The 23,959-nt window shown below is 72.0% G+C and carries 20 protein-coding genes and 1 tRNA gene; 7 read left to right on the top strand and 14 right to left on the bottom strand.

Going from position 1 to position 23,959, the window contains the following annotated elements; all coding sequences use genetic code 11:
- Window positions 1-79: 79 nt before the first annotated feature.
- The 9 genes from HNR70_RS06170 to HNR70_RS06130 all read right to left on the bottom strand — a co-directional run bounded on the left by HNR70_RS06170 (window position 80) and on the right by HNR70_RS06130 (window position 10,400).
- Entirely contained in the window at window positions 80-1,465 is a 1,386-nt protein-coding gene (locus HNR70_RS06170; RefSeq protein WP_184326567.1) for a GntP family permease, read from the bottom strand.
- Between the two features lie 277 nt (window positions 1,466-1,742).
- A tRNA-Leu gene (locus HNR70_RS06165) sits at window positions 1,743-1,828 on the bottom strand.
- A 151-nt stretch (window positions 1,829-1,979) separates the two neighbouring features.
- Window positions 1,980-2,444 carry a hypothetical protein gene (locus HNR70_RS06160; protein WP_184324878.1) on the bottom strand — a complete coding sequence of 155 codons (465 nt, stop codon included), beginning with the start codon at window positions 2,442-2,444 and terminating at the stop codon, window positions 1,980-1,982.
- A gap of 204 nt (window positions 2,445-2,648) precedes the next feature.
- The gene (locus tag HNR70_RS06155; protein ID WP_312857579.1) at window positions 2,649-3,581 is read right to left on the bottom strand and encodes a shikimate dehydrogenase family protein; all 933 of its coding nucleotides are present in this window, start codon (window positions 3,579-3,581) and stop codon (window positions 2,649-2,651) included.
- Window positions 3,560-4,768 carry an endolytic transglycosylase MltG gene (gene mltG / locus HNR70_RS06150; RefSeq protein ID WP_184324877.1) on the bottom strand — a complete coding sequence of 403 codons (1,209 nt, stop codon included), beginning with the start codon at window positions 4,766-4,768 and terminating at the stop codon, window positions 3,560-3,562. Before mltG ends, HNR70_RS06155 begins: the two co-directional genes overlap by 22 nt.
- Entirely contained in the window at window positions 4,765-5,301 is a 537-nt protein-coding gene (gene ruvX / locus HNR70_RS06145) for a Holliday junction resolvase RuvX (protein WP_184324876.1), read from the bottom strand. The genes mltG and ruvX overlap by 4 nt, the downstream gene beginning before the upstream one ends.
- Window positions 5,298-8,006, bottom strand: coding sequence for an alanine--tRNA ligase (alaS, locus tag HNR70_RS06140; RefSeq protein ID WP_184324875.1), 2,709 nt, complete (start codon window positions 8,004-8,006; stop codon window positions 5,298-5,300). Before alaS ends, ruvX begins: the two co-directional genes overlap by 4 nt.
- 235 nt (window positions 8,007-8,241) lie before the next feature.
- A complete protein-coding gene (gene rpsD / locus HNR70_RS06135; protein ID WP_184324874.1) occupies window positions 8,242-8,868 on the bottom strand; it encodes a 30S ribosomal protein S4 in 627 nt (208 codons plus the stop codon).
- A 146-nt stretch (window positions 8,869-9,014) separates the two neighbouring features.
- Window positions 9,015-10,400, bottom strand: coding sequence for a replication-associated recombination protein A (locus HNR70_RS06130; protein WP_184324873.1), 1,386 nt, complete (start codon window positions 10,398-10,400; stop codon window positions 9,015-9,017).
- Between the two features lie 120 nt (window positions 10,401-10,520).
- On the opposite strand from HNR70_RS06130, the gene HNR70_RS06125 reads away from it, so the two are divergent.
- The gene (locus HNR70_RS06125; protein WP_184324872.1) at window positions 10,521-11,585 is read left to right on the top strand and encodes a patatin-like phospholipase family protein; all 1,065 of its coding nucleotides are present in this window, start codon (window positions 10,521-10,523) and stop codon (window positions 11,583-11,585) included.
- A gap of 42 nt (window positions 11,586-11,627) precedes the next feature.
- Here the strand turns inward: HNR70_RS06125 and HNR70_RS06120 are convergent, their stop codons facing one another.
- The 3 genes from HNR70_RS06120 to HNR70_RS06110 are packed head-to-tail and all read right to left on the bottom strand — an operon-like array spanning window position 11,628 to window position 13,753.
- A complete protein-coding gene (locus HNR70_RS06120; protein WP_184324871.1) occupies window positions 11,628-12,776 on the bottom strand; it encodes a quinone-dependent dihydroorotate dehydrogenase in 1,149 nt (382 codons plus the stop codon).
- A gap of 33 nt (window positions 12,777-12,809) precedes the next feature.
- Window positions 12,810-13,391, bottom strand: coding sequence for a hypothetical protein (locus HNR70_RS06115; protein WP_246375164.1), 582 nt, complete (start codon window positions 13,389-13,391; stop codon window positions 12,810-12,812).
- Window positions 13,388-13,753 carry a hypothetical protein gene (locus tag HNR70_RS06110; protein ID WP_184324870.1) on the bottom strand — a complete coding sequence of 122 codons (366 nt, stop codon included), beginning with the start codon at window positions 13,751-13,753 and terminating at the stop codon, window positions 13,388-13,390. The genes HNR70_RS06115 and HNR70_RS06110 overlap by 4 nt, the downstream gene beginning before the upstream one ends.
- Window positions 13,754-13,854: 101 nt before the next feature.
- On the opposite strand from HNR70_RS06110, the gene HNR70_RS06105 reads away from it, so the two are divergent.
- The 3 genes from HNR70_RS06105 (at window position 13,855) to sucB (ending at window position 18,745) form a co-directional block, all read left to right on the top strand.
- Window positions 13,855-15,360, top strand: a complete 1,506-nt coding sequence (locus HNR70_RS06105) for a leucyl aminopeptidase (protein WP_184324869.1) — start codon at window positions 13,855-13,857, stop codon at window positions 15,358-15,360.
- A 147-nt stretch (window positions 15,361-15,507) separates the two neighbouring features.
- On the top strand, window positions 15,508-16,911 hold the full coding sequence (gene lpdA, locus HNR70_RS06100) for a dihydrolipoyl dehydrogenase (protein ID WP_184324868.1): 1,404 nt from the start codon (window positions 15,508-15,510) through the stop codon (window positions 16,909-16,911).
- Between the two features lie 22 nt (window positions 16,912-16,933).
- Window positions 16,934-18,745 (top strand): 2-oxoglutarate dehydrogenase, E2 component, dihydrolipoamide succinyltransferase, encoded by a 1,812-nt coding sequence (sucB, locus tag HNR70_RS06095; protein ID WP_184324867.1) that lies wholly within the window; start codon window positions 16,934-16,936, stop codon window positions 18,743-18,745.
- A 123-nt stretch (window positions 18,746-18,868) separates the two neighbouring features.
- Here the strand turns inward: sucB and HNR70_RS06090 are convergent, their stop codons facing one another.
- Window positions 18,869-20,350 carry a hypothetical protein gene (locus HNR70_RS06090; RefSeq protein WP_184324866.1) on the bottom strand — a complete coding sequence of 494 codons (1,482 nt, stop codon included), beginning with the start codon at window positions 20,348-20,350 and terminating at the stop codon, window positions 18,869-18,871.
- 81 nt (window positions 20,351-20,431) lie between these two features.
- On the opposite strand from HNR70_RS06090, the gene lipB reads away from it, so the two are divergent.
- The 3 genes from lipB to HNR70_RS06075 all read left to right on the top strand — a co-directional run bounded on the left by lipB (window position 20,432) and on the right by HNR70_RS06075 (window position 23,011).
- Window positions 20,432-21,130: a lipoyl(octanoyl) transferase LipB gene (gene lipB, locus HNR70_RS06085; RefSeq protein ID WP_184324865.1), complete on the top strand. Its 699-nt coding sequence runs from the start codon at window positions 20,432-20,434 to the stop codon at window positions 21,128-21,130.
- A gap of 61 nt (window positions 21,131-21,191) precedes the next feature.
- On the top strand, window positions 21,192-22,214 hold the full coding sequence (lipA, locus tag HNR70_RS06080) for a lipoyl synthase (protein ID WP_184324864.1): 1,023 nt from the start codon (window positions 21,192-21,194) through the stop codon (window positions 22,212-22,214).
- A 32-nt stretch (window positions 22,215-22,246) separates the two neighbouring features.
- Window positions 22,247-23,011: a DUF4191 domain-containing protein gene (locus HNR70_RS06075; RefSeq protein WP_184324863.1), complete on the top strand. Its 765-nt coding sequence runs from the start codon at window positions 22,247-22,249 to the stop codon at window positions 23,009-23,011.
- Between the two features lie 333 nt (window positions 23,012-23,344).
- On the opposite strand, the gene HNR70_RS06070 is transcribed toward HNR70_RS06075, so the two are convergent.
- Window positions 23,345-23,779 (bottom strand): RDD family protein, encoded by a 435-nt coding sequence (locus HNR70_RS06070; protein ID WP_184324862.1) that lies wholly within the window; start codon window positions 23,777-23,779, stop codon window positions 23,345-23,347.
- Between the last annotated feature and the right edge of the window lie 180 nt (window positions 23,780-23,959).

Here is a 23,959-nt window from a genome sequence, read left to right as displayed (position 1 = left end):
GCGCGGGATGCGGACGGGGCCCGCCCCTCCGGAACCAGCCGGTGGGACGGGCCCCGTGCGCGGGGTCCCCTGCAGGATGTCAGAGGATGAGGAACAGTGCGCCCGCGATCAGGAAGCCGATGAGGGACTCGATGGTCTGCTGCACGGTCCAGGTGCGGAGCGTTGTGGCCACGTCCATGTTCAGCAGTCGGCCCACGAGCCAGAAGCCGGAGTCGTTCACGTGGGAGGCGAACACGGAGCCGGCGGCGGTCGCGACGGTGATCGCCGCGATCTGACCGGGCGAGTAGCCGGCCGCGGCGACGGCCGGGGCCATGAGGCCCGCCGCGGTGACCAGGGCGACGGTCGCGGAGCCCTGGGCCACGCGCATGACGACCGCGATGATGTACGCGGCGAGGATGAGCGGCAGGCCGAGGTCGGAGAGCACGCCGGAGAGGGCGTCGCCGATGCCGGAGCTGCGCAGCACCCCGCCGAACATGCCGCCGGCGCCGGTGATCAGCACGACCGAGCAGATCGGGCCGAGCGAGGAGTCGACGATCTTCTCGAGCGCCGTGCCGTTCTCGCCGCGGCGGAAGCCGAGGACGATCAGGGCCACGAGCACGGAGATCAGCAGCGCGACGGGCGAGGCGCCGAAGGTGGTGAGGATGCCGTACCAGACGGCGTCCTCGGAGACGGCGCCCGCGGCGCGCAGGAAATCCAGGCCCGTGTTGAGGAAGATCAGCACCATCGGCAGCAGCAGCACGGCGATGACGGTGCCGACGGCCGGGGGCTTGGAGACGGGCTCCTCGTCGCCGCCGCCGAACACGGCGCCGACGGTGTCCAGGGTATAGGGGAACTTCTTCGCGGTGACGCGGCCCCACACCACACCGGTGAGGTAGAAGGTCGGGATCACGCAGAGCAGGCCGATGGCGAGCACCACGCCGAGGTTCGCGCCGTACAGCTCGGTGGCGGTGACGGGGCCGGGGTGCGGGGGCACGAAGACGTGCATCGCGGAGAACGCGACCGCGGAGGGCATGGCGTAGAGCAGGATCGGGCCGCCGAGGCGAGAGGCGACGGCGAACACGATCGGCAGCATGACGACCAGGCCCGCGTCGAAGAACATGGGGAAGCCCATGAACAGGGACGCGACGCCGAGCGCGAGCGGAGCCCGCTTCTCACCGAACAGGTCGATCATCTTCTCGGCGAGCACGGTCGCTCCGCCGGAGTGCTCGATGAGCTTGCCGAGCATCGCGCCGAGGCCCACGAGCAGGGCGACGGAGCCGAGGGTGCCGCCGAAGCTGCCCACGAGCACGTCCGCGATCGAGCCGGCGGGGATGCCGGTCGCGAAGGCGGTCAGGAGGCTGACGAGCACCAGAGTGAGGAAGGCGTGCAGCTTGAACTTGATGACCAGCACGAGGATCAGGGCGATGGCGCCGGCGGCGATGCCGAGCAGCGGCGCGGCCCCGAGCGTCTGGGACCAGCCTTCGATCTCCATAACGGGAACTCCTTGAGGAAGGAACGGGAAGGTCCGCACGGGGACTCGCCCCGAGGGTTGTGGATCAGCGCGCTCCCCGTGTCGACACCGACCGTGGTGCAGAGAACGGAGGGCCGCCGCTGACGGCTCATCCTGTCAGACAGGTCGGCACACTTCGCCGGACCGTTGCCCTTTCGGAACCACTGTGGTGAGGGCGACAGCGCCCGACGGCCGACGAGTCCTGACATGCGGAAGGCCCCGGCTCGATATCGAGCCGGGGCCTTCACTGCGGTGTCCGAGGGGGGACTTGAACCCCCACGCCCTAAAGCGGGCACTAGCACCTCAAGCTAGCGCGTCTACCAATTCCGCCACCCGGACAGGTGGTCGTCATGACGACAAGGAAGACAGTACCACGCACCTGGACCCACCTCGCACCCGAAAGCGCCTCTGCCAGGGAGAACGTGAACACAATCACGCCGAGCGCGCTCCGGGAGGAGTGCGGCCCCGCTCCGGCCTGCGAGCTCCCCGCTCAGGCCCGGGCGACGACGGGCCGACGGTCCATGACCTCCAGGAGCATCGCGGTCACCGAGGCGGCGCGGGCGGCGAGATCACCGGAGGCGCCCTCCGGGAGGCGGGCGGCGAGATCCTGCAGCGCGGCGGCGGCGAGCACCGTCATGGTGGGGTCCGGGTCGACCAGCGCCGTCGGCTCCCAGCCCTCCATCGTGGCCAGCAGCGCCACGAGCTCGTCGGAGGCGTCGTGGTGGGTACTGGTGAGCAGATCGGCACGGGCGCGGGTGGCGAGCGCGGTGCATCGGCGCAGCACGGCGGTCGAGACCTCGGTGGAGATCATGGGGGCGGCCGACGGGGCTGCCGACGAAACGTCCGTCGGCGCGGCGAGGTCGAGGGGATGACGCAGATCCTGGGAGGCGGTGACCTCCGGCGCGATGGTCGGCTCCTCGACGCCGATGTCCCTGAGCCCGCGATCCAGCCCCATGAGTCCCCCTCGTGCTCCGCTCGTGCTCTGCGCGGTGCCCGGGCGGGCCCCTGCGACGCCGATCACTTTACCGGGTCTTTACCGTCAGAGACAAGGCGTTCGGGACCTCCGGGCGACCGCTCGGTCCGGCCCCGGGCCGGGTCCCGACACGGTGCGGGATCAGCCGCTGGCGCGGTGCGGGATCAGGCCTCGGTGCCGTGCGGATCAGGCGTCGGCGCGGCGCCGGGCGAGCTCCTCGCGGGCGGCGGCGAGCATGGTGCGCACGGGGGCCGAGGGGACGCCCAGCATCGAGCGGACCTGCATCTCGGCCTGGTGGGCGAGCATCTCGAGCCCGTCGGCGACCTCTCCCCCGACCTGCTCGACGACGGCCCCGATCGGGGCGGGCCATGGGTCGTAGAGCACGTCCAGCAGCACCCCGGGCACGGGCAGGGAGTCGAGGCCGCGGGCGGTCCACTCCTCGGCGACGGCGCGGGCGCCGGGGGCGGCGAGAGCGCTGACGGCGGCGTCCGCGGTGAGGACGCGGTGGTGCTCGGTCCACGGGACCAGGACGATCTCCACCTCGCGGTCGCGGGCGAAGGCGACGAGCGGTGCGAGCTTCTCCGGGCTGCGGGCGGTGAGCAGCACGGTGTCGGCTCCGAGCTCGATCAGGGCGGCCATGGCGCTGAGCGCGGTCGCGCCGGAGCCGAGCACTCCCCCGGTGACCACGGCGCCGGCGCCGTGGTCGTGCAGGGCGCGGACGATGCCGTGGACGTCGTGGTTCTCCGCGCGCCAGGACCCGTCCGGCCGGCGCAGCAGCGTGTTGGAGACTCCGAGGGCGGTGGAGGTCTCGTCCCGCTCGGCGGCGAGGGCGAAGGCCTCGGGCTTGCCGGGCATGGTGACGCTGAGCCCCTGCAGGATCCGACCGGGCCCCTCCGCGAGGAAGGCGGGCAGCTCGCCCGCGGCGACCTCGTGGCGCTCGTAGACGGCGTCGGTGATGCCGAGCTCCTCGTAGGCGGCGCGGTGGAGCACCGGGGAGAGGGAATGGCCGACCGGCGAGCCGATCACGGCGAAGCGCCGCACGTCGGCAGTGCCGCTCGCGTCGGGCCCGTCGGTCGCCTGTCCCCCGTCGGTCCCGCTCATCCGCGCGAGTTCGCCCACGCCTGCCATTCCTTGACGTTCTCCTGGTGCTCGGCCCAGGTAGCGGCGAACTTGGTCTCGCCGGTGTCCGTGTTGACCGAGACGAAGTACAGCCAGTCACCGGGGGGCGGGTTCGCCGCGGCGTCCAGCGCCTGCGCACCGGGAGCGGCGATCGGGCCGGGCGGCAGGCCGTCCTTGAGGTAGGTGTTGTACGGGCTGTCGGTGGCGCGCTCCGCATCGGTGGTCCCCACGCTCGCGGACTTGCCGGTGACGTAGTGGACGGTCGAGTCGAACTGGAGCCTCATCGGGGTGCCCTTGGCCTCGCCGACGCCCTCGAGGCGGTTGTGGATGGTGCGCACCACCTTGCCGTAGTCCTCGGGGTTGCGCACCTCCATCTCCGCGAGGCTCGCGTAGGTCAGGGTGGTGTGCCACTGGTCCTGGGGGATGTCGCGCTGGGTGAGCTGCTCCTCCATGCGGTCCCACATCATCTGGATGACGTCCTGGGCGGTGGCGTCCTCGAGGATGTCGTAGCGGCCGGGCCAGAGGTAGCCCTCCATGGACTTCGCGGGGTTCTCGGGGATGCCGTAGGAGGTGTAGTCCTTCGCGGCGGCCTCGAAGTCCTCGACCGGGATGTCGGTCTCCTCGGCCAGCTGCGCCCAGATCTCCGTCAGGCGCTTGCCCTCGGGGATGATCACGCGGAATCCGGCGAGGTTCGCGGGATCCAGGAGCATGGTCAGGGCGTCGGAGGACTTCATCTCCTTCTTGAGCCGGTACACGCCGGGCTCGATGCGGGAGGCCTCGGGGGTGGAGGAGAAGATCGTGACGAAGGGGGAGGTGGTCTTGATGACGCCCTGCTCGACGAGGGTCCCGGCGATGTCGGTGCCGGTGTCGCCGTGGGCGACCTCCACCAGCGCCTCCCCGCTGCCGGGACCGGGGAACTCGGGGTCCTCCTGGGCGACGGAGACGTTGGAGGTCACCCAGCGGTAGCCCTGGTAGCCGCCGACGCCGAGGCCGGCGAGGACAGCGAGGACCAGCAGCACGGGCAGGATGGACCGCACGAATCCGCCGCGCCTGCGGCGTCGCGGCTCACCCCGTTGGCCGGGGCGCTCCGGGCCGGGATCCTCGGGATGCTCCCCGTCGTCGCTGCCGTCGGTGCCGCCGTTCTGCGACTCAGCGAGCTCGTCGAGGGAGAGGTCCTCGTCGTTCATCGGGTGTCCTCCTCGGTCCGTTCCAGCACTTCCTCGTGGGGCGGGATCTCCACCCGCTCGCCAGTGCGCGCCCCGGTGGCGCGCTCGGCGTCCAGGGCCTGCTGCAGGATCATCACCGCAGCGACCTGGTCCACGACCTGGCGGTGACGGCGACCCTTGCGACCGGAGGCGTGCATCGCCTTGTGGGCGGACACGGTGGTCAGGCGCTCGTCGATCAGGCGGACCTCGGTGCTCAGCGATGCTGCGTCCAGCAGCGTCACCAGTTCCGCGGCGAAGTCGCGCGCCTTCGCCGCGGCCGCTCCCTCGCTGCCGCTCAGGGAGCGCGGGAGTCCGACCATGATGACATGCGCATCCGTCTCGACCGCCTCGTCCACGACTCGGCGTGGCGCGATGGCGCGCTCGAGGGTCTCCACGGGCGTGGCGATCAGTCCGTCCAGGTCGGAGCGGGCGAGCCCGACGCGGACGTCGCCGACGTCCACGCCGAGGCGCACGCCGCGCGGCAGACCCTCGGGCCCGTCGGCGGCGCCGCTCATGCGGTCCGCGCCTCCTGGACGGCGCCGCGCACGGCGTCGAGGGCCTCGGAGATGCGCGCGGGCTCGCCGCCGCCGCCCTGGGCCATGTCGGGCTTGCCGCCGCCGCGGCCGCCCATCGCCTCCGCGCCGGTGCGCAGCAGCGTCCCGGCGGCGAGGCCGAGGTCGCGGGCGCCGGCGTTGGTTGCGACCACGAGCGCGGCGCGGCCGTCCTCGTGCCCGGCCACGGCCACCACGACGGGCGCGTCGTCGCCGAGGCGGGAGCGGAGGTCGAGCGCGAGGGTGCGCAGGTCGCCCGCGGCGATGCCCTCGCCGGCGTCGTGGACGAGCAGGCGGACGCCGGCGACCTCGGTCGCGGACTCGACGAGCTTGCCGGCCTCGGCCTGGAGCTGCTGGCCGCGCAGGGCGGCGAGCTGCTTCTCCATGTCCTTCATGCGCTGGGTGAGGGAGCGGACGCGCTCGGGCAGCTCCTCGGGCGCGCCGACCTTCAGCAGCTCGGAGAGCTGCGAGACCAGGGCGTGGGACTTGGCCTGCTGGCGGTAGGCGGACAGGCCCACGAGCGCGTCGACGCGGCGCACGCCCGAGCCGATGGAGCTCTCGCCCATCAGCTGGATGCTGCCGATCGCGCCGGTGGAGCCGACGTGGGTGCCGCCGCACAGCTCGCGCGACCAGTCGCCGCCGATGGAGACGACGCGCACGATGTCGCCGTACTTCTCGCCGAACAGCGCCTGGGCGCCCAGCGCCTTCGCCTCGTCGATCGGCATCTGCTGGTCGGTGACCTCGAGCTCGTCCTGGAGCAGGGTGTTGACCCGGCCCTCGACCTGCTCGAGCACGGACTTGGGCACGGCCTGGCCGTAGCGGAAGTCGAAGCGCATGCGGCCCGGGGAGTTCTCGGACCCGGCCTGGGTGGCGCCGGTGCCGAGCTCCTCGCGGAGGGACTCGTGGACCATGTGGGTCGCGGTGTGGGCGCGGGCGATCGCGCCGCGGCGCTCGGTGTCGATCGAGGCGATCGCGGAGGCACCCTGGGCGAGCTCTCCCTCGACGAGGCGGCCGCGGTGCACGATCAGGCCCTTGACGGGCTTCTGCACGTCGTCGACCTCGATGAGGCCGCCGCCGGTCAGGGAGATGCTGCCCTGGTCGGCCAGCTGACCGCCGGACTCGGCGTAGAACGGGGTGGCGGCGAGGACGACCTCGACCTGCGCGGGCGCCTGCACGGAGTTCACGAGCGCCCCGTCCACGAGCACGGACTCGACGGTCGTGGCGACCGTGGACTCGGTGTAGCCGAGGAACGGCACCTCGCCGCCGCGCTCGGCGAGCAGGCGGTTGTACAGGCCGGTGTCGGTGTGGCCGGACTTCTTCGCGGCCGCGTCCGCACGGGCGCGCTCGCGCTGCTCCTGCATGGCGGAGCGGAACGCGTCGGCGTCGACCTGGAGACCCACCTCGGCCGCCATCTCCATGGTGAGGTCGATGGGGAAGCCGTAGGTGTCGTGGAGGCGGAACGCGTCCTCGCCCGGCAGCACGCGGCCGCCGTCCTTCTTCGCGTCCTTCGCGACCTGGTCGAAGATCGCGGTGCCGGTCTCGAGGGTGCGGCGGAACGCCTCCTCCTCGCCGTAGACGATCTCGGAGATGCGGCCGAAGTCCGCCTCGAGCTCGGGGTAGGACTCGACCATGAGGGACTTCGAGATGGGCAGCAGCGCCGGCATCGACGGCTCGGTGTAGCCCAGCAGGCGCATGGAGCGCACGGCGCGGCGGATCAGGCGGCGCAGCACGTAGCCGCGGCCCTCGTTGCCGGGGCGGACCCCGTCGGCCACGAGCATGAGCGCGCTGCGCACGTGGTCACCGATGATGCGCAGGTGGACGTCGTCCTCCTCCTGCGCGCCGTAGGCGCGGCCGGAGAGCTCCTGCGCCTTCTCGATGACCGGGAAGATCTGGTCGATCTCGTACATGTTCTGCTTGCCCTGCAGCAGGTACGCGACGCGCTCGACGCCGAGGCCGGTGTCGATGGACTTCTGGTCCAGCTCGCCGAGCAGCGGGTAGTCCTTGCCCTTGCCCTCGCCGCGCATGTACTGGTCGAACACGAGGTTCCACACTTCGATGTAGCGGTCCTCGGCCTTCTCATCGCCGGGCCACTCGGGCACGGTGCCGGTGACGGCGTCGGGCCCGTGCTCGGGGCCGCGGTCGTAGTGCCACTCGCCGCAGGGTCCGGCGGGGCCGGGCTGGCCGGTGTCCCAGAAGATCTGGTCGCGCGGCAGGCGGACCACGCGCTCGGGGTCCAGGCCGATCACGTCGATCGCGTGGCGGTAGGACTCCTCGTCCTCCTCCCACACGGTGAACCACAGTCGCTCGGGGTCGAAGCCGAGGCCGCCGTCCTCCTGGGAGGAGGTGAGGAACTCCCAGGAGTAGTCGATGGCACCGGTCTTGAAGTAGTCGCCGAAAGAGAAGTTGCCGGCCATCTGGAAGAAGGTGCCGTGGCGAGTGGTGCGGCCGACGTTGTCGATGTCGTTGGTGCGGATGCACTTCTGGACGCTCGCGGCGCGGGGCCAGGGAGCCTTCTCGGTCCCGACGATGTAGGGGATGAAGGGGACCATCCCGGCGATCGTGAAGAGGATCGAGGGGTCGGAGGACACCAGCGAGGTGCTGGGCACGATCTGGTGGTCCTTCTTGGCGAAGAAGTCCAGCCAGCGGCGGTGGATCTCGGATGTGCGCATGGAGGTCAGGTGTCCTTCCTGGAACTGCGGGGATGCTCCGCGAGGGGCGGGGCACGAGAAGGTGGGGCTCGGTGCTGCTCAGGGGCGCGCGCAGCGACGGCGGGCCGCGGGGTCGGCGGTGGCCGCGGGGTAGGGAGCGGCGGGATCTGCGGCTGCAGGATCCGCGAACACGAAGGCCCCGGTCAGGGTACCGGAGTACACCCGCCGGGGCCGATCGTGCTGCGTCGCGAAGAGGTCAGCGCGCGTAGAACTCGACGACCATCTGGACGTCGCAGGTCACGGGGACCTCGGCACGCTTGGGGCGCGAGACGAGCTGGGCCTTCAGCTCGGGGAGCTCGACCGAGAGGTACGAGGGGGTGGACGCGAGGACGTCGGAGTTGCCGCCCTCGGCCGCGATCTGGAAGGGCTCCATGGCCTGGGACTTCGGCTTGACCTGGATGGTCTGGCCCGGCTTCACGCGGAAGGAGGGGCGGTCCACCAGCTTGCCGTCGACCAGGATGTGGCGGTGCACGACGGCCTGGCGGGCCTGGAGGATGGTGCGGGCGAAGCCGGCGCGCACGACGAGCGCGTCCAGGCGCATCTCGAGCAGCTCGACCATCGACTCACCGGTCAGGCCGGACTCCTTCTTGGCGTCCAGGTAGGCGCGGTGCATCTGCTTCTCGCGGAGGGCGTACTGCGCGCGCAGACGCTGCTTCTCCTTGAGGCGCACGGCGTAGTCCGACTCGGTGCGGCGACGGGCGCGGCCGTGCTCGCCCGGGGGGTACGGGCGCTTCTCGAAGTACTTGACGGACTTCGGGGTGAGCGGGAGCCCGAGGGCTCGGGACAGACGCGCCTGGCGGCGCGCACGGGTGACGTTGGTCACGAGGTATACCTCTTGTTCGCGTGTGGTGAATCCAGTCTTGCAGCCGCGGATTCAGCCGACCACATTACCGCAGCCGTGCCCGCCGGTCCATGTCCGACGGCGCTGGTCACACGGCGCTTCCTGTGGAGTGCCCCACACGGGCCCGCTCAGGGGCGTCCCGACGCCCCGCCCTCGGACCGCAGGATCCTGCGCAGTGCCTCGACGCGACGGGAGGTGACCTCCTCGCGGCCGTGGTTCTTGGGCCGGTAGTAGTCGACGCCGACCAGGTCGTCCGGCGGGTACTGCTGGGCGACGACGCCGTGGGGGTGGTCGTGGGCGTAGCGGTACTCGACGCCGTGGCCGAGCTTCTTCGCCCCGGAGTAGTGGGCGTCGCGCAGGTGCGCGGGCACGCCCTGCCCCTTGCCCGCGCGGACGTCGGCGATCGCGGCGTCCAGTGCCTGGTAGGACGCATTGGACTTCGGGGCGGTGGCGATGTGGACCACCGCCTGGGCGAGCGGGATCCGCCCCTCGGGCATGCCGAGCATCTGCACGGCCTGCATCGCGGCGACGGCGACCTGGAGGGCGGTGGGGTCCGCCATGCCCACCTCCTCGCTCGCGGCGATGACGACGCGGCGCGCGATGAAGCGGGGGTCCTCCCCCGCCTCGATCATGCGGGCGAGGTAGTGCAGTGCGGCGTCGACGTCGCTGCCGCGCATCGACTTGATGAAGGCGCTGGTGACGTCGTAGTGCTGGTCGCCGGCGCGGTCGTAGCGCAGTGCGGCGCGGTTGACGGCCTGGGACAGCGTCGCCGCGTCGATCTCCTTGGAGTCCTTCATGAGCGCCGCGGCGGCCGCGGCCTCGAGGGAGGTGAGGATCTTGCGGGCGTCGCCGCCACCGAGCCGCAGCAGCGCCTCGCGGGCGTCGTCGGTGAGGGTGACCGCCCCGCCGAGCCCGCGCTCGTCGGCCAGGGCGCGGTCCACGAGGGTGTCGAGGTCCTCGCGCTCGAGCGGCTCGAGCGTCAGCACGATCGAGCGGGACAGCAGCGGGGAGATCACCGAGAAGTAGGGGTTCTCGGTGGTGGCGGCGATGAGGGTGACCCAGCGGTTCTCGACGCTGGGCAGCAGGGCGTCCTGCTGGGACTTGGAGAAGCGGTGGACCTCGTCGACGAACAGGACGGTCTCCCGCCCGACGGTGCGCAGGCGCGAGCGGGCCTGGTCGACCACGTCGCGGATGTCCTTGACCCCGGCGAGCACGGCGGAGACCTCCACGAACTCGCGGTCCCCGGACTGGGCGACGACGTAGGCGAGGGTGGTCTTGCCGGTGCCGGGCGGACCCCACAGGATCACCGAGCTCGGCGCGGTGCGGGAGTCGTCGGTGGAGACGAGGCGGCGCAGCGGGCTGCCGGGCTCGAGCGCTGCGTGCTGGCCGACGATCTCCTCGAGCGAGCGCGGCCGCATGCGCACCGCGAGCGGGGCGCGGTGGTCCACGTTGCGGTCCGAGAGGGTGCGCGGCGCGGGCGCGTCACCGCCCAGGGAGAAGAGGTCCTCGTCCATCCCTCCAGCCTAGGCCCGCGGCCGACGGGCCGGGTGCGCGGGCGGCGTGCTGTGGGCGCGTTCATCCGCGACACTCCGCCACCCCCTTGACGCCCCCGCCCCCGGGCGGACAATTCAGACATGAAGGGCGTCGAGGAGGACAGGTCGTCATCGTCCCTCCCCTCGTCGGACCCGGCCGGGAAGAGACTCGACCTCGTCCTCGAAGGCGGAGGTGTCAAGGGCATCGCGCTGGTGGGTGCCCTCGAAGTGCTCGAGGAGCACGGCTACCGGGTTAACCGGGTGGCGGGCTCCTCGGCGGGCGCGATAGCGGGCAGCATGGTCGCCGCCGGGATCGCGCCGTCCACCATGACCGGCATCATGCAGGAGCTGGACTACTCGCGCTTCCAGGACGGCCGGCGGTGGAACCGGTACCTGCCCATCCAGGTGGTCAGCGTGCTGCGCCGCAAGGGGATCTACCCCGGGCGCTTCGTGGAGGACTGGCTCGAGGAGCAGCTGCGCACCCACAGCCCGCTGTACCGCACGGGTACCTTCGCGGATCTCGCCTACGCGGATCCGGACCCGGCCCGGACCGTCCCCGCGAACGAGGCGTTCCGCCTGGTGGTCACCGCCTCGGACATCTCCAACGGCCGTCTGCGGTTCCTGCCGCGGGACTTCGAGGACTACCACCGCTCCCCCGGCGAGCAGCGGATCGTGGACGCGGTGCGGATCTCGATGTCGATCCCGTTCTTCTTCCGGCCGGTGGGCTGGAAGGACTCCGACGGGCGGCCGACGTGGCTGGTCGACGGGGGCATGCTCTCGAACTTCCCGATCACGCAGTTCGACGCGCCGGCCGGGGTGCGTCCGCGCTGGCCCACCCTCGGCATCAAGCTCTCGCAGCGGCCGGACGCCGCGCTCGGGGTCGCCAACCGCATCACCGGCACGGTGTCCTTCGGGGTCGCGATCCTGCGCACGATGATGGGCTTCTACGACGGGATGCACATCGAGTCGGCCGATGCGGTCTCGCGCACGATCTTCATCGACACCGGCGCGGTGGGCACCACCCAGTTCGACCTGACCACCGCGGAGCGCGACATGCTGCACCGCCGCGGCCGGGAGGCGGCGGAGAAGTTCCTGGACGGCTCGGGGAACCGGGCGGGCTGGGACTTCGAGCGCTACATCGAGCAGTTCCGCGCCCAGGCCGTGTGAGTGCCCGTCGCAGCGGCCGGGTCCAGCCCCGCAGCTCCGGGTTCAGCCGCGCAGCGCGCGGGCGACCCGGCCCGGCCAGGACGGGCCCTCGTAGATCAGGGCCGTGTAGCCCTGGACGAGGTCGGCGCCGGCGGCGAGGCGCTCGCGGACGTCCTCGGCGGTGGTGACGCCGCCGCAGCTAATCACCACGGCGTCCGCGGGCAGCTCGGCGCGCAGCAGGCGCAGCACCTCGAGGGAGCGTCCGGCGAGGAGCGGGCCGGACAGGCCGCCCGCGCCGATGCGCTCGACCGCCGCGCGCTCGGTGCGCAGCGACTCGGGGCGGGCGATGGTCGTGTTGGTGGCGATGACGCCCGCGAGCCCCACCTCGGCCGCAAGGCGGGCGACGGCGGTGACGTCGGCGTCGTGGAGGTCCGGGGCGATCTTCACCAGCACGGGCACGGCGCGGCGCATGCGGCGCTCGCTGTCGCGGGCCTCCTCGACCACGGCCTCGAGGATCGGGCGGAGCATCTCCACGCTCTGCAGGTCCCGCAGCCCCGGGGTATTGGGGCTGGAGACGTTGATGGCGAGGTAGCTGGCGTAGGGGGCGAGGAGGCGAGCGGAGAAGCGGTAGTCCTCCGCGGCGTCCTCGAGGGCGGTGACCTTGGACTTGCCGATGTTCACGCCGATCACAGCGCGCTGGCCGCGCTCGGTGCGGCGGGCCTTCGCGAGCTGGTGCGCGAGCTCCTGGGCGCCGTGGTTGTTGAAGCCCATGCGGTTGATCAGCGCCCGGTCCGGGACGAGGCGGAAGGAGCGCGGGCGCGGGTTGCCGGGTTGCGCCTTCGCGGTGACGGTCCCGACCTCGACGTGACCGAAGCCGAGGTCGAGCAGCGCGAGCGGCACCTCGCCGTCCTTGTCGAAGCCGGCCGCCATGCCGACGGTCCCCGTGGGCACCGCGTCGACGAAGGCACGTGCGGCGCGGGCAGGGCTCTCCCCCGCGGCACTGCCGGACAGCCGTGCGGGCACGGGCTCGCGACGCGCGGGATCCGGGGTGCGGAACAGGGCGCGCAGCAGGGCGGGGCCGCCGGGCAGGGCGTGCGCGGTGCGCAGCGCCTTCACGGTGAGCACGTGGGCCTGCTCGGGATCCATGTGCCGCAGCACGTGGTGGAACAGGAGGTCGTAGGGCCCGCGTCGGGCGGCGTCGTCGGAGGTCACGGGAGTACGGTACGCGTTTCCCTCAGCGCCTTCTCAGGCCGCAGGTCCCTGGCGCCGCACCGAGCCCGCAGTTTCGGCAGGGCCCGCAGTGTCGGCAGGCTCAGCGATGTCGGCGGGCTCCGCAGACCGTCGGCCGGAGAGGAGCATGTAGCCGAGCGCGACGAGCGGCAGGGCGAGGGGGACGTAGCCGTAGCCCTGGCCGTACAGGCTCCACACCGTCGCGTCGGGGAACAGCGCCGGGTCCAGCAGGGTCAGGGTGCCCACCACGAGCACCCCGATCAGCTCGAGGACCACGAGCGTGCGGGCGACCCGGGAGCGGCGCCCCTTGCGCACCAGAGCGATGGTGACGGCGATGTAGGTGGCGGCGGCGAGCAGCGAGAGCGAGTAGGCCACTGGCGCGAAGGAGAAGTCGCGCAGCACCTGGACCAGGCTGCGGGCCGTCGCCGAGAGGGCGAAGATGCCGTAGACGGCGATCAGGACGATCTCGAAGCCGCGCGACGCGCCAAAGGCGCGGCCGTCGGCCGACGGGGATCCGGCCGACGGGGATCCGGCCGACGGGGATCCGGCTGCGCGGGTGCGTCCGGCGCGGCGGGTGTCCGCCTTGTGCGTGCTCATGCGAAGCCTCCCGGCCAGATCTGGTGCAGCCGCATCAGCAGCACGATGGACACCGCGGAGACCACGGCGATGACGACGCTGCCCCAGCGGGTGCGCTCGAACATGCCCAGCCACGCCCCGCCCACGGAGAGCATGAGCCCGGTGAGGACATAGCCGTACAGGGTGATGCGGTCCGGCGCGGGGCTCTCGCCCATCGCATCGCGCACCGCGAGCGCGATGCCGAGCACCAGCCAGCCGATCACCGTCAGCGCGCTGCCCCCGAGCAGGACCAGGTCGGCGGCGAAGTCCTTCGCGGCGTAGTAGATCGCGAGCGCCGCGGTGAGGCCGCAGAGCACGGCGACGACGATGCTCAGCGCGCTCACGGGCGCGACCTCTCGCTCTGCGATCCCTGCACTGCCATCTCGGCGCTCGTCCTCCTCCGCCGTCCAGGCACCCTGCCCGGACCCGGTCCTACGATAGGGCCATGCCCACCATCACCATCTCCTCTGCTTCCGTGCGCGACGTCGCAGCCGACGTCCTCGTCCTGCCCCTGCTGAAGGGCGCGGGCGACGCACCCTCCACCGTCCCCGGATTCCCCGAGATCTCCGAGGCCATCGCGGGCCTGGACGCCTCCGCGAGCCGCGGCGACCTGCACCGCATCCCCTCCTTCTCCCTCGCCTCCGCGACCTCCCTGCTGCTGGTGGGCGTAGGTGACGAGGATCTCGCGAAGGTCTCCGACGAGGACCTGCGCCTTGCCTTCGGCGCCGCGACCCGCTCGCTGGCCGGCGTCGGCCGTGCCGCGCTCGCGCTGCCCACCGCCACCGACTCCCAGCGCGCCGCCGCCCTCGAGGGCGCCGCGCTCGGCGCCTACGCCTTCACCGCCCACAAGACCGGCAACGGCGCGAAGGCCCCGAAGACCGCGCTCTCCGAACTCGTGCTGCTCGCGGAGGACTCCGACGCAGCCGCGCTGGAGCAGGCCGCGCAGCGCGCCGAGATCCTCTCCGGCTCCGTGGACCTGGTCCGCGACCTCGTCAACACCCCGCCGAACCTGCTGTACCCGGCCGAGTTCGCGCGCCGCGCCGAGGAGCTCGTCAAGGATCTGCCGATCACCGTCACCGTCCTGGACGAGAAGGCGCTGACCGAGGGCGGCTACGGCGGCATCGTCGGCGTCGGCCAGGGCTCCACCCGCCCGCCGCGCCTGGTGCGCCTCGAGTACGCGCCCGCCTCGGCGACCCGCTCCGTGTCGCTGGTGGGCAAGGGCATCACCTTCGACTCCGGCGGCATCTCCCTGAAGCCTGCCGCGGGCATGGACGAGATGACCTCGGACATGACCGGTGCCGCGACCGTGCTCGGCGCGACCATCGGCGCCGCCCGTCTCGGCCTGGACGTCAAGGTCACGACCTTCCTCGCCCTCGCCGAGAACATGCCCGGCGGCGGCGCGCAGCGCCCCGGCGACGTGGTCACCATGCGCAACGGCACCACCGTCGAGGTGCTCAACACCGACGCCGAGGGCCGCATGGTCATGGCCGACGCGCTCGTGGACGCGGTCGCGGACTCCCCCGACCTCGTCATGGACGTCGCCACCCTCACCGGCGCCGCCGTGGTGGCGCTCGGCAAGCGGACCGCGGGCGTGATGGGCACCGAGACCGGCCGCGCCGTGGTGCTGGCCGCCTCCGAGACCGTGGGCGAGCCGTTCTGGCCGCTGCCCTTCCCGAGCGAGCTGCGCGCGGACCTCACCGGCCGCGTCGCGGACCTGCGCAACATCGGCGACCGACCGGGCGGTGCCCTCTCCGCCGGGATCTTCCTGGCCGAGTTCGTGGGCGAGACCGAGTGGGCGCACCTCGACATCGCGGGCCCCGCCTTCGCCTCCTCGCCGCTCGGGTACATGGGCAAGGGCGCCACCGGCATGTCCGTGCGCACCGTCCTGCAGGTCCTCGAGGACCAGGCCGCACACACCGGCGCAGGCACCGGCGCGGGCGCCGGAGCGTGACCCGCGCCGCATCCCTACCCTGACCGTTACGCCCGTGCGGTCCGCCCGGCGCCGCCTGGTGCCCTAGCATGGGGCACGCAGGCGGCGCCGTCGGCCATCCAGGTCCGAGCGGGTCGCGGAACACCCAAGACACCGAGGAGCACACAGGTGGCGGACACAACCACTGACCAGTTCGACGTCGTGATCCTGGGCGGTGGCAGCGGCGGCTATGCAGCCGCGCTGCGCGGAGCCCAGCTCGGCCAGAAGATCGCTCTCGTGGAGAAGGACAAGCTCGGTGGCACCTGCCTGCACCGCGGCTGCGTCCCGACCAAGGCGCTGCTCCACGTCGGCGAGCTCGCCGATGCGCCCTCCGAGGCCTCCGCCGCCGGCGTGAACCTCACCCTCGACTCCATCGACGTCGAGAAGGTCCTCGGCTTCAAGGACAAGATCATCGGCCGGCTCTACAAGGGCCTCCAGGGCCTGGTGAAGTCCCGCAAGATCGACTACGTCGAGGGCTTCGGAAAGCTCACCGGCCCCAACACCGTGACGGTCGAGACCGAGGGCGGCACCCGCACCCTCACCGGCAAGAACATCATCCTCGCCTCCGGCTCCTTCTCGAAGACCCTCCCGGGCATCGACCTGGGCGGCCGCTTCCTGGACTCCGAGGCCGCGCTGCAGCTGCCCGAGATCCCCAAGAACCCGATCATCCTGGGCGGCGGCGTCATCGGCGTCGAGTTCGCCTCGATGTGGAAGTCGCTCGGCGCGGAGTCCGTGACCATCGTCGAGGGCCTGCCCCACCTGGTCGCCAACGAGGACGAGGCCATCTCCAAGGCCCTCGAGCGCGCCTACAAGAAGCGCGGCATCGCCTACTCCCTCGGCGTGTTCACCGAAAAGGCTGAGCAGGACGAGAACGGCGTCAAGGTCACCCTCGCCGACGGCAAGGTCTACGAGGGCGACTACCTCCTGGTCGCCGTGGGCCGCGGCCCGAACACCAAGGGCCTCGGCTACGAGGAGCAGGGCATCGAGATGGATCGCGGCTTCGTGCTCGCAAACAAGGAGACCCTGGAGACCAACGTCCCCGGCATCTACGCCGTCGGCGACATCGTGCCCGGCCTCCAGCTCGCCCACCGCGGCTTCGCCCAGGGCATCTTCGTCGCCGAGCGCATCGGCGGCCTGAACCCCGCACCGATCGTCGAGTCCGGCATCGAGCGCATCACCTACTGCGAGCCCGAGGTCGGCTCCGTGGGCCTCACCGAGAAGCAGGCCAAGGAGCAGCTGGGCGAGGACAAGGTCGAGGCGTACGAGTACAACCTCGGCGGCAACGGCAAGTCCCAGATCCTCGGCACCACCGGCTTCATCAAGCTGGTCCGCGAGAAGGACGGCCCGATCATCGGCGTCCACATGATCGGCTCGCGCACCTCGGAACTGATGGGCGAGGCGCTGCTGATCGTCAACTGGGAGGCCTACCCGGAGGACGTCGCGTCCCTCATCCACGGCCACCCCTCGCAGCACGAGGCCATGGGCGAGGCGGCTCTCGCCCTCGCCGGCAAGCCCCTCCACGCCCACGCCTGAGCCCTCCCAAGGAGAGAACCCCATGTCTGAAACCGTGAAGATGCCGGCTCTCGGCGAGTCCGTCACCGAGGGCACCGTCACCCGCTGGCTCAAGGCAGTCGGCGACACAGTCGAGGTCGACGAGCCGCTGCTCGAGGTCTCGACCGACAAGGTCGACACCGAGATCCCCTCGCCCGTCGCGGGCACCATCGAGAAGATCCTGGTCGAGGAGGACGAGGACGCCGAGGTCGGCGCCGATCTCGTCATCATCGGCGACGGCTCCGGCTCCGGCGGCTCCGATGCCGGCGACTCCGGCGCTGAGGAGTCGGCCGACCAGGCCCCCGCGGCTGACGAGGGCGAGGACCTCGCGTCCGACGAGACCACCGCCCCCTCCACCGATCAGGAGGCTCCCGCGGAGTCCTCCGACTCCGGTTCCTCCGACTCCGGCTCCGCCGGTGGCGGCGAGGGTCAGGAGGTGACCATGCCCGCGCTCGGCGAGTCCGTCACCGAGGGCACCGTCACCCGCTGGCTCAAGGAGGTCGGCGAGAGCGTCGAGGTCGACGAGCCGCTGCTCGAGGTCTCCACCGACAAGGTCGACACCGAGATCCCCTCCCCCGTCGCCGGCACCCTGCTCGAGATCAAGGTGGCCGAGGACGAGGACGCCGAGGTCGGCGCGGTCCTGGCGATCGTCGGCTCCGGCGATGCGGCCCCCGCGAAGGCCGAGGAGCCCGCCGCTCCCGCGCCTGAGGAGAAGAAGGCTGAGGAGAAGCCCGCCGAGGCGCCGAAGCAGGAGGCTCCCAAGGAGGAGCCGAAGGCTGAGGCCCCCAAGCAGGAGGCTCCGAAGCAGGAGGCTCCGAAGCAGGAGGCTCCGGCCGCGGCGGCTCCGGCCCCGCAGGCCGCGGACTCCGTCTCCGGTGCCGAGTCCTCCGGCTACGTCACCCCGCTGGTGCGGAAGATGGCGGCCGAGGCCGGCGTGGACCTGTCCTCCGTGAAGGGCTCGGGCCTGGGCGGTCGGATCCGCAAGCAGGACGTCCAGCAGGCGATCGAGGCGCAGAAGTCCCAGGCCGCTGCCCCCGCTGCCGCTGCCGCTCCGGCTGCTGCCGCCGCTCCCGCGGCGCCGAAGGTCGAGGTCTCCTCGAAGCGCGGCACCGAGGAGAAGATGCCCCGCATCCGCAAGGTCATCGGCCAGCGGATGATGGAGTCTCTGCACGGCATGGCCCAGCTGACCACCGCGGTCGAGGTGGACGTCACCCGCATCGCGAAGCTGCGCGCCAAGGCCAAGGACGAGTTCGCCGCCCGCGAGGGAGCCAAGCTCACCTTCCTGCCCTTCCTGATGATGGCGGCCGTGGAGGGTCTGAAGACCTACCCGCAGCTGAACTCCACCATCGACGGCGACAAGATCGTCTACCACGGCGCCGAGCACATCGGCATGGCCGCGGACACCGAGCGCGGCCTGGTCGTGCCGGTGATCAAGAACGCCGGCGACCTGAACCTGGCGGGCCTGGCCCGTCAGATCGGCGACCTCGGCTCGCGCGCCAAGTCCAACAAGCTGGTGCCGGACGACCTGTCCGGGGCGACCTTCACCATCACCAACACCGGCTCCGGCGGTGCGCTGTGGGACACCCCGATCGTGCCCGCCCCGCAGGTCGGCATCCTCGGCACCGGCACCATCACCAAGCGTCCGGCCGTGGTGCAGAACGCCGAGGGCGACGACACCATCGCCATCCGCTCGATGATGTACCTGTTCCTCTCCTACGACCACCGCATGGTCGACGGCGGCGACGCCGCCCGCTTCCTCACCTACATGAAGAAGCGCCTCGAGGAGGGTGCGTTCGAGGGCGAGCTCGGCCTCTGAGCCACCCCGCCTGACCTCGCGGGCTCCGCGCCCGGGAGGACGAGCCGACAGCAGGCCCCGGCACCGTGCATCGGTGTCGGGGCCTGCTGCTGTCCGGAGCCTCCTGCCCGGGCGCGCCGCGGCTCAGGCCACCCGCTCCACCGCGGCGATGCGCCACTCGTGCCCGTCCCAGTGCAGGGACAGGTCCACCGTGACGGGCTCCCCGGCCGGGACCTGCTCGACCACGTCGCGGGTGGAGCCGGACAGCAGGATCTCGTGCTCCTCAGTGGAGGTCACCGCCCGCACCACCGCGTCACCGGCCGCGTCCGGGGGCGCGAGCAGCTCGGCCTCGTGGACCACGGGACCGCCGCCGGTGACCTCGAGGTCGCGATACGCCTCGCGCACCTCCTCGTCCTCGGCGTCGGCAGCGCTGCCGGGCAGGGCGACGGCCCGGTCACCGGCGCCGGTGACGTAGGCGTGCCGAGCCCCGGCGAGCTCCGTGGCGAGGGCCCAGGGATCCTCGATCGCCGGGGCCGGGTCAGGGGCGGGGTCTGCGTCGCGCCCCGAGGACTGCGCCGTGGCCGGGTCCGACAGCGCCGGCGCTCCTGCGGCCGGCCGGCTCCCCTCCCCTCCCGCGAGGTGGACCCCTGCCGCGCCGAGGACGCAGAGCATCAGCACCGCGGCACCGCCGAGCAGTACCGTGCGTCGCGGCCGGGGACTGCCGAGCGCCGTGCGGGCGGCGGTGACGGCCGTCGTCACCCGGCCCTGCACGAGTCGCCGCGCCCCCGAGCGTCCGCGACCCGTGGCCCGCTCGTCCCAGGAGTAGTGGTGGCGTCGCCTCGGGGAGGCGGCGTCCTCGGCGGGCGGCGCCGAGGGACTCTCGTGACCGCTGCGCCGCCTGCGCAGCCGCGGCACCGGGAGGGGCGTGCCCGGTTCCCCGTCGGCCGCGTCGCTCGCGGGCCCCGCCCCGTCGGCCGACGGGCCCGCGAGGGCGAGGGCGAACAGATCCTTCTCCTGCGCAGAAGGAGCGGGGCGCTGCCCGGCGGCGACCACCGTCGCCGATCGCGCGCTCGCGGCATCCTCCTCCGGCGTCTCCCCCGGTGTCTCCCCGGCCAGGTGCACCCTCCGGCGCAGCGTGCGCTCCTCGTCCCGCAGCACGGAGTCCACCCAGTGGCGGTCGGCGCTGCGGGCGACGAGGCTCTCCTCACGCCGCAGCCCCGACAGGTCCAGCACGAGCACGGACCCGTCGGCCCGCACCCCGAGCCCCCGCCCGCGCGGCGCCCCGAGCACCCAGCCGCGCTGGTGGAGCGCGTCCACGAGCGCATCGAGATCGTCCCGCGCGCGGGCGAGGGCGAGCCGCTCCCCCGTCGCCGGGGCGGCGGCCTGGGCGGCCCGCCGGCCACCGCGGCGCACGAGGGGCGCGGCGGTCTCGCGCACGTAGCCGTCCTCCTCGATGCCGAGCACGTCGGGCGCGGCGGAGATCCCGGCGACCTCGAGCGCGGCGAGCAGCTGCAGCTCGGCCGTCACCGCCTCGTGCCCCTCCGGTCCTCGCCAGCGCACCCGCAGCGCGTCCTCCCGGCCCGGGGTGCTCTCCTCGTCCCTGCCTGCTCCTGTGCCCGCATCCATGCCAGGAGTGAACCCCATCGCCCCCACCCCACCCCTCGGTCATCCACAACGCGCAGGTGAGAGCCGGAGTAAGCTGGGTCGGTGCTCGACGTGATACGCCTCGGATTCAGCGAACCCCTCCCCGGTGGGGACCGGCATGAGGAGTTCGACCTGCCCGCGGGGCCCGTCGAGTACCGCGCCGCCTGGGACCTGCAGCGCCGGATCCACGCCGAGGTCGTCGCGGGCGCGCGGCCCGACACCCTCCTGCTGCTCGAGCACCAGCCGGTGTACACCGCCGGGAAGCTCACCCAGGACCATGAGCGGCCCCGGGACGGCGCCGAGGTGGTCGACATCGACCGCGGCGGCAAGATCACCTGGCACGGTCCGCAGCAGCTGGTCGGCTATCCGATCGTGAAGCTGCCGATCCCGATCGACGTGGTCGGCTTCGTCCGCGATCTCGAGCGCACCATCATGGGCGTGTGCGGGCAGTTCGGCATCGACACGGTGCCGGTCGAGGGCCGCAGCGGCGTGTGGGTGGTGCGCGAGGGCGAGGAGGACCGCAAGGTCTGCGCCATCGGCATGCGCGTCTCCAAGCGCGCCACCATGCACGGCTTCGCCCTGAACTGCGACAACGACCTCTCCTGGGCGCAGAACATCGTCGCCTGCGGGATCGAGGACGCGGGCGTGACGAGCCTCAGCCGCGAGGCGGGTCGTCGGATCCCGGTCGCCGAGGTGGTCGAGCCGGTCGCCGAGGCCATGACCGAACTGGTGGCGCACCGCACCTCGCCCCGCCCGGTCTGAGGCGCCCACCGCCGAGCCGGGTCGATAGACTCGGAGGACGTCGAAATGAGGAGGCATCAGGGTGACTACCGCTCCCGAAGGCCGTCGCCTGCTGCGCGTCGAGGCACGCAACGCAGAGGTCCCGATCGAGCGCAAGCCGGAGTGGATCAAGACCCGCGCCGTCATGGGCCCCGAGTACACCGCGATGAAGCAGCGTGTGCACGGCCAGGGCCTGCACACGGTGTGCGAGGAGGCCGGCTGCCCGAACATCTTCGAGTGCTGGGAGGATCGCGAGGCGACCTTCCTCATCGGCGGTGACACCTGCACCCGCCGCTGCGACTTCTGCAACATCGCCACCGGCAAGCCGATGGCCCTGGATCCGATGGAGCCGTTCAAGGTCGCCAGCTCCGTCAAGGAGATGGGCCTGCGCTACTCCACCATCACGGGCGTGGCCCGCGACGACCTGCCCGACGGGGCCGCGGGGCTGTTCGCCCGCACCTGCGAGCAGATCCACGCGATGAACCCCGGCACCGGCGTCGAGCTGCTCATCGACGACATCAAGGGCAACGGCGAGGCGCTCCAGCAGGTCTTCGAGTCCAAGCCCGAGGTGTTCGCGCACAACCTCGAGACCGTCCCGCGGATCTTCAAGCAGATCCGCCCCGCGTTCCGCTACGAGCGCTCGCTCGACGTGATCACGATGGGCGAGGACGCCGGGATGATCACGAAGTCCAACCTCATCCTGGGCATGGGCGAGACGAACGAGGAGATCCTCGACTCGCTCCAGCGCCTCCACGATGCGGGCTGCGACATCATCACGATCACCCAGTACATGCGGCCCTCCAAGATGCACCACCCCATCGATCGGTGGGTCAAGCCGCAGGAGTTCGTGGAGCTCTCCCAGGCCGCCGAGGAGATGGGCTTCCTCGCGGTGATGGCCGGACCGATGGTCCGCTCCTCCTACCGTGCCGGAAAACTGTGGGCGCAGGCGATGCGCAAGCTCGGCCGTGAGATCCCGGAGAACCTCCGCCACCTCGACTCCGATCAGCCCGCCCGTCAGGAAGCTGCGAGCGTCGTCGCCCGCACCCAGCAGGCCGCCGCGAGCTGACGCCCGCCCGGCCCCGAGAGGACACATCCCCCATGGCTCGCCAGTCCGAGACCACGTCCGCAAAGGACGACACCACGAAGAAGCGGCGCGGTCGCCGCAACGCCGACGGCTCGAAGAAGCCCGGCCGCATCAAGCAGATGTTCGAGGTGTACAAGTACACCCAGGAGGTCGACAAGTCGACCCTGCCGCTGATGCTGGTGGCACTGATCGGCGCGACGATCGTCGGCATGCTGCTGACGCTGCTGATCTTCAACAGCCCCTGGTACGGCATCTTCATGGGCCTGGCCATCGGTCTGCTGATCGCGATGATGATCCTGGCCCGCAAGGCCGAGCGCGCCGCATTCAGCCGCATCAAGGGCCAGACCGGTGCGGCGCTCGCGGCGATGCAGTCGATCCGCCGCGGCTGGAACGTCGAGGACGAGCCCGTCCAGATCGATCCCCGCTCCCAGAAGATGCTCTTCCGCGCCTCGGGCCGCGCCGGCATCGCCGTGGTCGCCGAGGACTCCTCCTCCGTCTCGATGCGTCTGCTGGAGAAGGAGCGCCGCTCGATCCGCCGCGTCCTCCAGCACGACAACGTCCCGATCCACCAGATCGTGGTGGGCGACGGCGAGGGCGAGGTGCCGCTGCACAAGCTGCCCACCTACATGCAGCGCATGAAGAAGCAGCTCACCAAGGACGAGGCCGCGCAGGTCTCCAAGCGCCTGAACGCGCTGCACCGCTCGCTGCGCCAGTCGATCCCCAAGGGCGTGGACCCCATGCGCGCCCGCCCGAACCGCAAGGCGATGCGCGGCCGCTGAGCCGCCTGCGACGCCTCCTCGAAGCGCCCCCTTCCGCCACGGCGGGAGGGGGCGCTGCGCATCTGCGGCGCAGCGTGGGGACTGCGGTGGTGCCGGGCCCGGACCGCGCCGTGCCGGGACGGCGTCCTGGAAGGCCCCCAGAGGCCCGTTACCCTTCCGTGACCACCGTGACCTTTTCGTGACAATAACTATCACTGCAGGTCAGAGCGATTTCGAGCGGTCTCCTGAGGGGGCGGACGACGGGGTCCTGGGAGCGTTCGCGGGCGCGCTCCGAGGCGGCCGACGGGCCCCTGCGGGGCCGGCGCAGCGGGGCGGGACGAGCCCCGGGAGGGGTCAGTAGGTGACGACCGCGGTGCCGGCGACGACGTCGTGCAGCGGCTGCGAATCGCGGTTCCAGACCACTGCCGGCAGGAGCAGCAGCATGAGGAAGGTGCGCACGAACGCGCGCAGGATCATGGGGCTGCGACCGGTCACCGGTACCACGTGGGTGCGGGTGATGAACTGCCCGGGAGTGGCCCCGAAAAGGGTCAGGAACAGCACGTTCACCACGACGAAGAGGACGAGGTTGGCCAGTGCGTCCCCCTGGAAGGCGAGGGCGGAGATGCCCATGCACAGCAGCCAGTCGATCATCAGCGCGGCGGGCCGGCGCCAGAACGGGGCGACGGAGCCGGGGCCCTCGGCGGGTAGTCCGATGCTGGAGCCCTTGACGTAGTCGGGCTCGTGGGGAGCCCCCTCCATCCAGCTGCCGAGGTCGTTGCGATCGATCACGGCACGAGCCTACGCGGCCGCCCCGGGAGGGGCCCACGAGCTGAACGATTCCCCCAAGTGCCGTGCACCACGGACTCTATGCTTGGTCTCACCCGAGTCCGGGCCCGACGCGGCTGACAGGCACTCGTCATGTGAGGCCCCACGGGGTGAATCTGAACGACACGCGCCCACCGGCGCGGA

It is taken from the genome of Brachybacterium aquaticum, from assembly GCF_014204755.1.
Classification (GTDB): Bacteria; Actinomycetota; Actinomycetes; order Actinomycetales; family Dermabacteraceae; genus Brachybacterium; species Brachybacterium aquaticum.
Note: the sequence above shows the minus strand (reverse complement) of the source record. Positions and strands in the feature narration are given on the sequence as shown.

Coding starts and splice junctions, on each gene's coding strand:
- HNR70_RS06125 (WP_184324872.1), top strand. CDS start 10,521: ATGAAGGGCGTCGAGGAGGACAGGTCGTCATCGTCCCTCCCCTCGTCG.
- HNR70_RS06090 (WP_184324866.1), bottom strand. CDS start 20,350: ATGGATGCGGGCACAGGAGCAGGCAGGGACGAGGAGAGCACCCCGGGC.
- mltG (WP_184324877.1), bottom strand. CDS start 4,768: ATGAACGACGAGGACCTCTCCCTCGACGAGCTCGCTGAGTCGCAGAAC.
- HNR70_RS06105 (WP_184324869.1), top strand. CDS start 13,855: ATGCCCACCATCACCATCTCCTCTGCTTCCGTGCGCGACGTCGCAGCC.
- HNR70_RS06160 (WP_184324878.1), bottom strand. CDS start 2,444: ATGGGGCTGGATCGCGGGCTCAGGGACATCGGCGTCGAGGAGCCGACC.
- ruvX (WP_184324876.1), bottom strand. CDS start 5,301: ATGAGCGGCGCCGCCGACGGGCCCGAGGGTCTGCCGCGCGGCGTGCGC.
- HNR70_RS06075 (WP_184324863.1), top strand. CDS start 22,247: ATGGCTCGCCAGTCCGAGACCACGTCCGCAAAGGACGACACCACGAAG.
- HNR70_RS06130 (WP_184324873.1), bottom strand. CDS start 10,400: ATGGACGAGGACCTCTTCTCCCTGGGCGGTGACGCGCCCGCGCCGCGC.
- HNR70_RS06115 (WP_246375164.1), bottom strand. CDS start 13,391: ATGAGCACGCACAAGGCGGACACCCGCCGCGCCGGACGCACCCGCGCA.
- alaS (WP_184324875.1), bottom strand. CDS start 8,006: ATGCGCACATCCGAGATCCACCGCCGCTGGCTGGACTTCTTCGCCAAG.
- sucB (WP_184324867.1), top strand. CDS start 16,934: ATGTCTGAAACCGTGAAGATGCCGGCTCTCGGCGAGTCCGTCACCGAG.